At 59.3% G+C, this 12,504-nt stretch carries 10 protein-coding genes; 6 read left to right on the top strand and 4 right to left on the bottom strand.

The window, feature by feature from the left end:
• Nucleotides 1–60: 60 nt before the first annotated feature.
• Both LAT62_RS03220 and LAT62_RS03215 read right to left on the bottom strand, forming a co-directional pair.
• Nucleotides 61–1,032 carry an asparaginase gene (locus tag LAT62_RS03220; RefSeq protein ID WP_293378874.1) on the bottom strand — a complete coding sequence of 324 codons (972 nt, stop codon included), beginning with the start codon at nucleotides 1,030–1,032 and terminating at the stop codon, nucleotides 61–63.
• Nucleotides 1,029–1,355 (bottom strand): hypothetical protein, encoded by a 327-nt coding sequence (locus LAT62_RS03215; protein WP_293378871.1) that lies wholly within the window; start codon nucleotides 1,353–1,355, stop codon nucleotides 1,029–1,031. The genes LAT62_RS03220 and LAT62_RS03215 overlap by 4 nt, the downstream gene beginning before the upstream one ends.
• Nucleotides 1,356–1,469: 114 nt before the next feature.
• Between LAT62_RS03215 and rmuC the strand changes: the two genes are divergently transcribed.
• Complete coding sequence (gene rmuC / locus LAT62_RS03210; RefSeq protein ID WP_293378868.1) at nucleotides 1,470–2,855, top strand: DNA recombination protein RmuC; 1,386 nt, start codon at nucleotides 1,470–1,472, stop codon at nucleotides 2,853–2,855.
• Entirely contained in the window at nucleotides 2,852–3,406 is a 555-nt protein-coding gene (locus LAT62_RS03205) for a 2-amino-4-hydroxy-6-hydroxymethyldihydropteridine diphosphokinase (RefSeq protein WP_293378865.1), read from the top strand. The genes rmuC and LAT62_RS03205 overlap by 4 nt, the downstream gene beginning before the upstream one ends.
• A 36-nt stretch (nucleotides 3,407–3,442) precedes the next feature.
• Here the strand turns inward: LAT62_RS03205 and folE are convergent, their stop codons facing one another.
• Entirely contained in the window at nucleotides 3,443–4,021 is a 579-nt protein-coding gene (gene folE / locus LAT62_RS03200; RefSeq protein WP_293378862.1) for a GTP cyclohydrolase I FolE, read from the bottom strand.
• Between the two features lie 69 nt (nucleotides 4,022–4,090).
• Complete coding sequence (bcp, locus tag LAT62_RS03195) at nucleotides 4,091–4,564, bottom strand: thioredoxin-dependent thiol peroxidase (RefSeq protein ID WP_293378859.1); 474 nt, start codon at nucleotides 4,562–4,564, stop codon at nucleotides 4,091–4,093.
• A 187-nt stretch (nucleotides 4,565–4,751) separates the two neighbouring features.
• On the opposite strand from bcp, the gene LAT62_RS03190 reads away from it, so the two are divergent.
• The 4 genes from LAT62_RS03190 to LAT62_RS03175 all read left to right on the top strand — a co-directional run bounded on the left by LAT62_RS03190 (nucleotide 4,752) and on the right by LAT62_RS03175 (nucleotide 12,178).
• Nucleotides 4,752–6,197 carry a Wadjet anti-phage system protein JetA family protein gene (locus tag LAT62_RS03190; RefSeq protein WP_293378856.1) on the top strand — a complete coding sequence of 482 codons (1,446 nt, stop codon included), beginning with the start codon at nucleotides 4,752–4,754 and terminating at the stop codon, nucleotides 6,195–6,197.
• Nucleotides 6,198–6,201: 4 nt separating this feature from the next.
• A complete protein-coding gene (locus tag LAT62_RS03185) occupies nucleotides 6,202–6,927 on the top strand; it encodes a DUF4194 domain-containing protein (RefSeq protein WP_293378853.1) in 726 nt (241 codons plus the stop codon).
• Between the two features lie 3 nt (nucleotides 6,928–6,930).
• Nucleotides 6,931–10,593 (top strand): ATP-binding protein, encoded by a 3,663-nt coding sequence (locus tag LAT62_RS03180; RefSeq protein ID WP_293378850.1) that lies wholly within the window; start codon nucleotides 6,931–6,933, stop codon nucleotides 10,591–10,593.
• Between the two features lie 220 nt (nucleotides 10,594–10,813).
• Complete coding sequence (locus LAT62_RS03175) at nucleotides 10,814–12,178, top strand: phosphomannomutase CpsG (RefSeq protein ID WP_293378847.1); 1,365 nt, start codon at nucleotides 10,814–10,816, stop codon at nucleotides 12,176–12,178.
• The last annotated feature ends 326 nt before the right edge of the window (nucleotides 12,179–12,504 follow it).

Genomic DNA, 12,504 nt, shown 5'->3' with positions numbered 1-12,504 from the left:
ATTTGGGCGTTTGGACAGGGGCGCGATAGTCTACTGCCCGGACGCAGCAGAGACAAGGCTTCACTTGGGGGCCGGCAGTTCTTCTGTCCAGGGTGTTAACAGGTGCTGTGCCAGATCCACATTGTCCTCGAACAACGTCAGCAGCACATGCAGCTTGCCCGTCAGCGCTTCCAGGGTCATGGTTCCGGCGCCGACCAGCCCCCCTTCCCGCAAGGCAGAGGCGGCCTCGTAGCGGTGCATATCCACATTGGCGCGAAAGCACTGGCTGCGATTGATCAGCAGCGTGCCCTGATCGGTGGCATAGCCCAGCAGGTCGCGCAGTTCCTGGGTGTCAGGCGCATTGCCGCTGCCATAGGTCAGCAGAATCAATACTCTTGGCCGGGTCTCGATCAGAGCGCGCAGGCCGCGCAGCGGAGTGCCGGGCAGATAATGATAGAGCTCTACGGCCGCTTCACTGACCGGGATCATGCGTGGTTCCGATTCGGGTTCAGGCAGTTCATTGCCCAAATGCACGCCATGTGGCGCGGAAAAGGCTTTCAACCGGTCGGTGTTGGTCTTGGTGACATGAGCCCCGTGATACAGCTTGTGATCAAAGGCCAGGTAGACATCCTGCAGGTCCTCCCGGGCTGCCGACTGCAAGGCCAGCATGACGTTGTCGAGACCGTCCGTGGTTTGCTCCCAGACTGGAATCTGGCTGCCTGTCAGCACCACAGGCTTGCGCGTGCCGCGCAGCATGAACGCCAGCGCAGAACTGGTATAGGCCATGGTGTCGGTGCCATGCAGCACGACAAAGCCGTCATAATCCGCATAATGCTCAATGATATCTCTGGCGAGCTGATTCCAGTGCTGGCAGGACAACTGCGAGGAGTCCAGCAGTGGGTCATATTCCTGCCAGGTGACCTCGTGAGGAAACTCCATACGACGCAAATGCTCTCGTATGCGGCCTTCCAGATATCCGGGCTGGGGGCGCCAGCCTGTCCCGGATGGCACCATGCCGATGGTGCCGCCGGTGTAAATGATTAGCAGCTTCATGAAATCAACTGATGAATGGTGCGCAGCAGAGGTTGAATTTCCGTTGTGGTGTCCGTCCTTCTGGTGACCCGACTGAGGTTGTCGTTCAGCCAGGACAGTTGCGGAATGATCGTGCGCAGGTTTTCGCCCACCGGTTCATACTTGTAGTGGCCGTCCTGTATACTCACCTTGTGCAACTCGATCAATTCGTTGGTCAGCACGCGGCTGATGTTGAAAATGACATCTTTGTCCGCAATGTCGCTGGCTTCCCAGTACACATCGTCCAGAGCGCGAATAAACTGGTCCAGAGTCTCTGTGGCCATCAAAAGAGTGGTACTCGACATGATCAGGGTCCTGCGTTTATCGGGTTGTGGACGTGCCACGGCAAAAGCCGTCAAGCGTTCTGCTGTGATCAGAAAAGATAGCACAGCGCCGACCAATAGGGAGACTTTCCGGGCGTGAATTCTGTAACCGAACTTGTTCTGACCAATCCGCCGCTGTTTCTGGCCGCCCTGGCATTGTTCATTGTTTTGACACTGATACTGGCCACTCTGCTATGGCGCCAGGTCAGACGGCAGCAGGATCTTCAGGTGCAATTGGCTGAGCTGGATGAAGCTCGCCAGGAGCAGGCGCTGCAGCTTGCCCGCCAGGAAGAAACCGTCAATCAACAGGCGCGGCAACTGCAGCAGCAAAGCGAGACGCAGGACAGTTTGCGTCAGCAATGGCATCAGGAGCAGCAGGGTCGGCTTGACGCAGAACGCGCGCTGGAACTGGAGCGCCAGCGGCTGTCTTCAGAACGACAGCAGTGGGATGAGAAGAAGAAACTGCTCGAAGATACCGAAAAACGCCTGCAGTCCCAGTTCGAGAATCTGGCCAATCGCATTTTCGATCAGAAGCAGCAGCATTTCTCGCGCACCAGTCAGGAATCTTTGCAGAACCTGATCGCTCCCATGCGCGAGCAGCTGAAGGATTTCCGCCAGCGCGTGGAAACCGTCTATGAAAAGGACACGGAAGACCGGCGTAATCTGCGCTTTCAACTGGAACAGTTGAAGGGCATGAATGACAACCTGACCGAAGAGGCCAGACGCCTGTCCAATGCATTGAAGGGCGAGAAGAAGACCCAGGGCAACTGGGGCGAGATGCTGCTGGAGCGCATTCTGGAAGAAAGCGGGCTGCGCAAGGGGCATGAATACGATGTTCAGTTCAGCGCCAAAGGGGAGCACGGGCAACGATTGCAGCCGGATGCCATCATCCATCTGCCGGATGAGAAGGACATCATTGTCGATGCAAAGGTGTCATTGGTGGACTTCGAGCGTTACGTCAATGCGGAAGACGATGTGGAGCGCAGCGCGGCCCTGAAAGCGCATGTCGATGCCGTCAGAACCCAAATGAAAAACCTGTCGGCCAAGAATTACGAACAGATCGACAGTCTGCGCACGCTGGATTTCGTGCTGATGTTCGTCCCCGTCGAGGCGGCCTTTCTGGTGGCGGTGGAACAGGACACCATGCTGTTCCGGGATGCCTTCGAGCGCAACATTATTCTGGTCAGTCCGAGTACTTTACTCGCCGTTTTGAAAACCATTCACAATATCTGGCGTAATGAACAACAGAACCGCAACGCAGTCCAGATAGCGGACGAGGCGGGGAAACTCTATGACCAGTTTGTGTTGTTTACCGAATCGCTTAAAGACGTACAGAAACATCTGGGCAAATCGCAGGAAAGCCTGGACAAGTCGATCAAGCAATTGTCTGAAGGCCGCGGCAACGCGGTACGTCGGGTGGAAAAACTGCGCGAACTGGGTGCAAAGAACAAGAAGCAGCTTTCACTGGATGATTTGTCATGACCCAGCGCCACTACTATTTCGCCATTGGTTCCAACATTGCGCCTGAACAGCATGTCCCCCCGGTAATAGACGCCTTTGCCGGGGTGTTTGGAGAAGTGGTGCTGGGCCGGCTATTTCGCACGGAGCCGGTAGGCGTGGTGTTGGAGAAGGGCGCAGCGGTGAGCGAGCCGGTCAGTTCGCGCTTTCTCAACGCCTGTTTTGCCGTGACCGTAGATGAGATCGAGTTGACGCGGGACTGGTGCGTTACTCTGGGCAAGGTAATGGAAATTCAGCACGGCCGTCCACTGGACCAGCCAGACCGGCGGCACAGCAGCCGCACCGTGGATATAGATTACCTCTTCAGCAGCGCAGATGCCTATCAGGCGCAGGCCAGGGAACTGGAAGTCTACAGCAGCCTGGACCTGGATCGCCTGTTGAATCACTTCGAGGGGGAGGTTCCCTCGGGACTCACCAACGCCGATAACTTGCTGGAGGAGAACTCCGTCCATCTTGAAACCGGCCTGCAGCCGTTGCATTTCAAACAGCAGCAGAGCATCCGCTTTCTCTGGTAACTGACACCACGTTGGCTGGCCGCTCAGGCCAGCCAGTCAGTCCCGGCCAAAAAGACCGCCATTACCACGCGCCAGGTTCAGGAATTCGGCGCGGGTGGCTTGGGATTCGCGAAAGCTCCCCAGCATGACTGAGGTCATCATGCTGCTGTTCTGCTTCTGCACACCGCGCATCATCATGCACATGTGCTTGGCCTCCATGATAACCCCCACGCCCCGCGCTCCGGTCACCGACTCGATAGTCTGCGCCACCTGTCGGGTCAGGTTTTCCTGGATTTGCAGACGACGCGCAAACATATCCACGATGCGCGCAAACTTGGACAGGCCCAGAACCTTGCCGGCCGGCAAATAGGCAATATGTGCGCGGCCGATAAAGGGGAGCATGTGGTGCTCGCACATTGAATAGAATTCGATGTCCTGCACCACGACCATTTCATCCATGTCAGACTCGAAAATGGCCCCATTGATAATGGTGTCGAGATCCTTTGTATAGCCTTCGGTCAGAAACTGCATGGCTTTCGCCGCTCGATCGGGGGTGCCGACCAAGCCTTCGCGCTCCGGGTTTTCGCCCACGCCGCGCAGAATAGCCTCGTACTGCTCACTCAAGGGTATTGTCATCAATCGTCTCTCTTTCAGAGGGCCAAAGGATAGTGAGTCCGACCTGGCGGCTCGCGTTACCGGTGCTGGTCAGAGACCATCCAGGGCAGCCAGGACATCGTCATGATGTGTCTTGGTTTTTACTTTCGGCATCACGTGTCGGATCACTCCCTGTTCATCAATAATGTAGGTGACCCGGTGCACACCGTCGTATTCCTTGCCCATGAATTTTTTCAGGCCCCAGACACCGAAGGCGTTACACAGGGTGAGGTCTTCATCGCTCAGCAGGTCGAAATTCAGGTTTTCCTTCTCAATGAACTTGATCAGCCGCTTGGGCGCATCCGGGCTGACACCCAGTGCAACCGTGTTGCGATCGGCCAGCTCTTTCTTGCTGTCACGCAGTCCGCAGGCTTGGGTCGTGCATCCTGGTGTCATGGCCTTGGGATAGAAATACAGCACTACCTTCTTGCCTGAAAAGTCTTTCAGCGAAACCGTTTCACCCTGTTGATTCAGTGCTGAAAAATCAGGGGCCGGCGTGCCCGGCTCAAGCAGTTTTACACCCATCGATTGTCTCCTTGTTGAGTTGTCCTGAATCGGGCGGGATGGTAAAAGCTTCGCCCGGCGACGTCTATGCTGTGTATTGAATACGCATCAGACTGGTTTGCGGCTCACCGCGATTCAGGTTCAGCCTGCGCCTGTGATAAACTTCCCCGCTTGCTCGGATCTGCTCCAGGGAGGTGCCTGAATCACGATGTTTTTCGACCGCCACAATCAGTTCTTCCGGCCCTTGGTCAGCAAGTACAGGGCACAACTGGTCGAGTGCCTGACCGCACTCTATCAGCGGCTTTATGGTGCCGAAGCCGACTATGGTCAGGCGGTTACGCGACAGCAGGTGGTTGAAACCTTTCAGGAAGCCCTGGTGCGTGCCCCTGAGCTGCAGGACAGCGTGGATCAGGACCCGGGAGAACACGGCCGCTTTCGTGACAGTCGTGAGCAGGCCGGCTACCTGCTGAACCAGTTGCTGGACGCCGGCTGGCTGGATCGGCAGGTGGACGAAGCCACGCTTGAAGTCTCACTCAGTTTTACCCGTGCCGGACGCCGCTTTACCGAGGCCTTCGCCGATGAGCAGCGGCGGCAGGGCAGTGCGCATCGCTCGCGTCATCGCAATACACGCAATGTGCGCAATGCCCTGAGCAGTTTCTGCGACCATGGCGAGGTCTATGACCTGCTTGATGCCTGGGATTACTCCGAGCGCATTCTGACCGACTTTACCGATGTAATCGAAGAGCTGAACGAGCGCCGCCGCGCGCTGGTGCGAGAGATGGAAGGTGCCTTCAATGTCGACCGCGCCAGTGCCGAGTTTTTCGATTTCATGGAGCAGCGATTTCAGCCCGATATCGCCATCCGCCTGTCGGCAGACAGTGTGGAAAAATACCGCGAACAGATCAGTGATGTCATCGCCCGCATCCGCCGACAGCCGAAAGCCTTCAAGGCCGAGGCAGAGCAGCGGCTACGCGAGCTGCTGCCTGATGAGATAGAACCCGGGCAGTCGCTGCTCTGGAGTTTCCTCGATGGCATTGATCGCCGGGTGCTTAACGCCGCCGAGATCATGCTGCCGGCACTGCGCCGCTCGCTCCAGCACTTCACCAAGCGGGCGGATATCATCATCCGCCAGATGAACTATCTGTCATCACGACGCCATGCCGATGTAGCTGCCGTGGCACGTCGACTTGGCGCATTGCCTGAGGCAGAGCAAAGCCGCCGACTGGCGCTGGCCGCCGACGCCATGGCGGCGGTGCAGGTCGGGCTGCCCGACCCGGAACAGATTCGTTTGCACGAGCGGCGAGCGGTGGAAGTCACGGATTACAGCCTGGGTGAAGATGTCGAAGACGATATGGGCTCCCGGCGCAGCGTCTATATCGACCAGGTCGAGGCACAGGCGTTCTACATCAGTCAGCAGAAGCTGCAACAATATATCCTGCAGCGCCTGGCCGGCCATGATGAACTGTCGTCGGCCGAACTGCCGATTGACTCGGCGGAAGATTTCATGGCCGTGGCACACCTGATCAGTGCCGGCCAACTTGATGATTGGACAGTGGCCCCGACCGGGCGTGTGCTCAGTGATACCTATTTCAGTCAGCGTGATGAATTTGTATTGTCCCGCCGTCAGGCTGACCCGATGCGGGCAGGAGAGTAACCCCATGTTGCATGAGTTGGAGCAGCAGTTGGCTGCCAAAGATGTCACCCTGGCCGAGTTTTCCGACCTGTGCCTCAGGCTGCTGGATTACAGTGTGCTGAGCCGGGAAGACAGCCAGGTCGAGCAGCACCTGTATGACCGGTATGTGCGCTGCGAAGCCGAGGTCCGTGATTATCTGTCTGTGCTGCATATCCGTCTTTTGCATGACACGCAGTTTCAGTTTATCCGCGTCTATCCGCCCGGTGCCGAGGTGCCTGGCCAGGCCAGCGATACCGACCTGACCGTGGGCACCCCCCTGCGTCAGCGCCTCAACCAGCAGGAAGTGGCCGTGGTTCTGGTGCTGCGCACCCTGTATGACCAGGGTGTGCGCGAAGCCCGGGTGGATGAGCAGGGTGCTGTCAGCACCACGGTAGAAGACATCGGCATTTCCATGCGCAATCTGCTCGGGCGCAGTCTGCCCGAGAACCTGACTGAGCGTCGCGCCCTGTGGCGACGCCTGCGCCAGTGGCGCCTGATTCGCCACAATGACAGCGAAGATGCAGAGGCCAGCGCTGCCGATCGTCTGGTGCAGATCAGACCGGCCATTGTCAGTCTGGTCAGCGACACGGTTCTGCAGCAACTGGAGCAGCCCGAGCAGACAGCCAAGGCCGGTACAGAAGTAGCAGACGCCACTGATACCGACACCATCGAACCTCTGCCGCAGACCGAGTCCGTCACGGAGACCCCCTGATCCATGTTTCTGAAAAAATTCATCTTCATCAACTGGGGCAATATTCCGGCGCAGGAATTCGAATTCGGCCCGATCAACCTGTTCAGCGGGGGCAATGGGTCGGGCAAGACCACAGCGGCCGATGCCATCCAGACCATCATGACTGCGGCGCACGATACCCTGTTCCAGTTCAATCCGGGGCAGGAAGAGGCCACCCAGCGCGGGCGCGGCAAGCAGGTGCGTACCCTGGCCTCCTATGTGCTGGGGTGTGATGACGGTAGCTATGCGCGCCCCGAGCCATCAGTGGGCTATCTGGCGGCGGTGTTCCACCCCACCCAGGGAGAGGGCGGTGAACCCTTCACTGCGATTATTGCCCTGTCGGCCCGCATCGAAAAGAACGGCCAGCAGCAAACAGCGCGCTTGCACGATCAGCAATACTGGATTGTCCCCGGTCATGCGCTGAGTCTGAACGACTTTACCCAGCAGAAGGTGGGCGCCAAGGCCGGTCACGAAGAGATTTTGCCGCTGAAGGCGCTGGGCAAGCAGCTGCAGAAAAAGCTGGGCCACACGGTGGCCGAGAAATACGACACCAAGAAGCAGTACCTGCGCCGCCTCTATGCGGCCCTGAAAGGTCGGGACGATGCCGTCTCCGAGCGCGAAGCCATGAACGCCGCGCGCGCCTTTTCTCGCTTCATGGCCTATAAGCCGGTGCGCAGTATCCATGAGTTTGTCGCTGGCGAGATACTGGAGCCGCGTGATCTCGGTGAGGCCATCCGCAGTGTGTCCGACCTGATGAAAACCATTCATGCCATGGAAGGGGAGGCCAGTCGTCTGCATGGTGGCATCGAGCGGTTGCGCCAAGGCCAGGGGCTGGCCGATGGCTATGTCGAGCACTGGATTGAACGGCACATACTTGCCTACACACTGGCGCAGGCGCGCTATCAGCGCGACCAGCAGGCCTATGTCACGGCCAAGCAGGCACAGACCGACCTGCGGGACCAACTGGCCGAACGCACCCGCAGCCGCGAACTGGCAGAGAGCCAGCGCCAGCAGGTGCGCCAGGAGCAGGTGACGCTGGAAGCGCGCCGCATGGGTATCCATGAGCTGAAAGACAAGGCGGAACTGGAACAGCAACAGGCTTCGGCCAGCACCGCACTGCAGCAGCAGACCCAACAGTTGCTGGCCTTGGACAAGTCTCGCGTCAGCCTGGCGGACCATCTGGACCGGATCGCCAACGAGGCACCGGAAGCGACCGCGCTGCTGGCCGATGATCCGGAAGGCGCCAAGTCACTGCAGACGGCGCTGGCGGAACTGCCCGATGCGCGCAAGGCACTGGACAGCCTGGGCGATGAACTGGCCCGTCTGCTCAATCGCGACTGGGTGGATCTGGAGGCCATGGAAAACAGCCTGCAGCAGACCCTGGGGCTGGAAAACCGCATCAACCAGTGGGTCAGACACTGGCAGGAGCCAGGGCGCTACGTACCCGAACTGAGCCTGCGTGACTGGCTGGCCCGTTTGCTGGACCGGCGTCAGCAGAAAGCTCGGCAACTGGAGCGCCAACTGGCGCAGCAGGAGCAGGAGGTCAAGGCGCTGGCGCAGGCCCAGGTGTCCTATCCCGGTTTTGTACGCGAAGCACTGCACGCGATTGCCGAGGCCTTTCCGCACGCGGAACCGCAGGTGCTCTGCGAACATGTCACCGTCACCGAACCCGAATGGCAGAATGCCATTGAAGCCTATATGGGGCTGGCGCGTTTCGGCATCATCGTGGCCCCCGAGTATGAGGCAGATGCCGCCCGACTGGTGCGCAGCCTGCCGGGCCAGGGCGCCAGAGCCCGGGTGATACAGGGTGCTCGGGCGGCCGAGGATGCCGAACGGCAGACCCTGAAAGCCAGCTCGCTGGTCAGCGTGCTGGACTTCACCCATGCCACCGCGCGGGCCTATGTCAGCGCCAGTTTCGGCGCGGTCGAGCGTGTGGGCTCGGTGGATGAACTGCGTCGCACACGGCGCGGCATCTGTCTCGAAGGCGTGGGCAGTGGCGGCTACGCACTGTACCGCTGCGAGCTGCCGGAAGCGGATCTGGTCTTTGGTCAGGGCGCCCGCGAACGTGCCGCCCAGGCCCGCCAGGGCGATCTGCAGCAGCAGCGCGACAAGCTCGTGGCGCTGACGCAGGCCGTGCAGACCCTGCATGCCCTGTGGCAGGCGGTGGATGGCCTGAGCGGACTGATCGTTACCGAACCCTACCGGGCGCTGCTGCAGGCCCAGCGTGACCTGCAGAGTGCCGAACGGGCCCTGGCCGGGCTCGACATCGAGCAGTACCGGTCGCTCGACGAAGAACACGAGAGACTGCGCGTCAGAGCCGATGAACTGGACAACCAGATCCGGCAGCTCGACGCCGAGCTGGGGCGCATCGAAGAACAGCTCGCCCAGTGTGATCAACTGTGCAATCGTCTCAGCGAGGCTCAGGAAGTCACCCAGGCGGCTGTTGAAGACCATGAGAACCACCTGGAAGACCTGACTCATATCTGGCCGGAATTCGACCTGCAGGAGCAGTTGCAGGCGGCTGATGAAGAGGCCCGCACCGCCGACCCCATGGCGCTGGAGCAGCGTCATGCCAATGGCCTTAATGAACTGAACCGGCTGGCTCATGATCTGGAGCAGACGGTTGTCGAGCACAATCAGCACAGCCAGCCAGGTGATGCCATGGTGTTTGCGGCCGATTTCGGCGATGCCCACAGCCTGGACTTCTTCAGCCAGATTGCCGGGCTGAGCCATGAAATTCAGCGCATTCACAACCGCCTGAAAAACAATGTGCTGGTGGAGAAGATGGGTCAGTTGGGTCGTCTGCGCGACAGCTTCAACGATACCTTTGTCACCAACCTGTGCCATGCCATCTACCACGCCATCAATGACGGCAAGCGGGTTCTGGAAGACCTGAACCGGGAACTGGAGCACCACCGCTTCGGTGCTGATCGTGAGCGCTACTGGTTCGACTGGGCCTGGGTGCCGGAATTCCAGGAGTACTGGCAGTTCTTCGAAGAGGTGACGCAGGCACCTGGGCTGGGTGAGAAGCAGACCCTGTTCACGCTGCAGCTCAGCGCGCGTTCGGAAAAGGTGCGCGACCGCATTCTGTCCATGCTGCTGGATGACGACGAGCACAAGGCGATGCGCGAGCTGGAGCGTATTTCCGACTACCGGAACTACCGCAGCTACGACATCTACAAGCAGCCGGAAGGCAAGGAGCCGATCGCGCTCAGCCAGTATGGCACCGGTTCCGGCGGGCAGTTGGAGACACCGGCCTATATCATCCGCTCGGCAGCCATTACCAGCGCCTTCCACTTCAACGAGGGCGACACCCACCTGCGCATGGTGCTGGTGGACGAAGCCTTCTCCAAGATGGACGAGGCGCGTTCACGCGAGGTGATTCAGTACCTGACCGAGAGTCTCGGGTTGCAGTTGCTGTTCATCATGCCGACCAGCAAGTCAGGCCCCTTCATGGACCTGATTTCCAATCAGTTCGTGTTCTCCAAGATACCGCTGCTCAGCGGGCAGCGTATCGGCGAGCTGAACTCGCGCGTGCTGGTGGACCGCCAGGCGTGCAACCAGGACCAGGTGAAGGAACTGTGGGCCAACCACCGCCGCATCATCCGCCATCAGGCCGAGCTCGACTTTATGGATGCGTTTGCCTGACTTGAAACTACCGCGCACGTTTGTATACGTTGCGCAGGAGACTTGCCGCCTGGCGGCAGCACCATAATTGCCTCCGTAGGAGGCCAGCCCCCTGGCCGATTATTCAAGGGGCCTGCGGCCCCATCGCGCACGGGGTGCGCTCCTACTAGGTCTGAAAGAAAATTACGGTTAGACTAGTCGCAGTTATCGCGCCATTTGATAGAGTCAAAAGGGAGTCACCATGACCACACTCACCTGTTTCAAGGCCTACGACATCCGCGGCCAATTGGGCACGGAGCTCAATGAAGAGATCGTCTACCGCATCGGCCGCGCCTATGCCCAGTTTCTGCAGCCGAAGAAGGTCTGCGTCGGTGGTGACGTGCGCGAAACCTCCGAGGCGCTCAAACAGGCACTGGCGCGCGGCCTGATGGATTCCGGCGTGGACGTGGTCGACCTGGGCCTGATCGGTACCGAAGAAGTCTATTTCGCCACCAAGTTTCATGGCCTGGATGGCGGCATCATGGTCACCGCCAGCCACAACCCCATCGACTACAACGGCATGAAGATGGTGCGTGAAGAAAGCCGCCCCATCTCCAATGACACCGGCCTGCAGGACATTCGCAAGCTGGCCGAAGCCAATGAATTTCCGTCACCGGCGCGGCGCGGCGTCATGACCCAGATGGACAACTCACAGGCCTATGTCGATCACCTGCTGAGCTATCTGGACACCGAAGACCTGCAACCCTTCAAGCTGGTGATGAACGCCGGTAATGGCGCTGCCTGCGACACCATCAACCGCATCGAAGCGGCCATGCAGGAGCGGGGTATTCCGATCGAGTTGGTGAAAATCCACAATACCCCGGACGGTGCCTTCCCCAATGGTATCCCCAACCCGATTCTGGCCGAGCAGCAGCCGGTCACCGGCAATGCCGTGCGCGAGCACAAGGCCGACATGGGTATTGCCTGGGATGGCGACTTCGACCGCTGTTTCCTGTGGGACCACGACGGCCGCTTTATCGAAGGCTATTATGTGGTCGGCCTGCTGGCGGAAGCGTTTCTGGTCAAGAACCCGGGCTCCAACATCATCCATGACCCGCGTCTGATCTGGAATACACAAGACGTCTGCGCCAAGCATGACGGCAAGGCCATCCAGTCGCGCACCGGCCATGCCTATATCAAGGAAGTGATGGCGCAGGAAGACGCCGTCTATGGCGGCGAAATGAGCGCTCACCACTATTTCCGCGATTTCGCCTACTGCGACAGCGGCATGATCCCCTGGCTGCTGGTGGTCGACCTGTTGAGCAAGAAGAAGCAGAGCCTGTCCGAGCTGGTCAGCGAGCGCATGGAGCAGTTCCCGTCTCCGGGCGAGATCAACAGCAAGGTGGATGACGCGGATGTGGCCATTCAGCGTGTTCATGATGCCTTCAAGGCTGAAGCGATCGGTGTGGATGAGCTCGACGGCGTGTCGCTGGAATTTCCCGAGTGGCGCTTCAACCTGCGCAAATCCAATACCGAGCCGGTGGTGCGGCTGAACCTGGAAACACGCGGCGACAAGGCGCTGATGAAGGAAAAGACCGACGCCATCATCAAGATTCTGCGCGCCTGACGGCGCCTGCGTTCCCATGCGTGGCCAAGGGCCACAGCCTACAAATGTGCCTCCGCTGTAGGCTGTGAGCCTTGCTCACGCATTTTGGCCCAAGCCCCATGCGTGGCCAAGGGCCACAGCCTACAAATGTGCCTCCGTTGTAGGCCAACGACGTAAGTCGTGCCCCGGCGGCGCAGCCGCCTTCACCAAGGGACCTGCGCATCCCTGCACGTCAGCGGCACCTTGATTCAATTCAGAAGTTTCTTCCTCGATACTGCCTTTTGTAAGTGATCTGTAAGCCAGACCTGCTAGGGTGGGTTACTGACCCTTCCAGAAACCTTCTGCGC

Origin of the sequence: Natronospirillum sp. (genome assembly GCF_022565775.1) — a bacterium.
In the GTDB taxonomy this organism is placed as follows: domain Bacteria; phylum Pseudomonadota; class Gammaproteobacteria; order Pseudomonadales; family Natronospirillaceae; genus Natronospirillum.
This window is presented reverse-complemented; position numbering and strand designations above follow the sequence as displayed.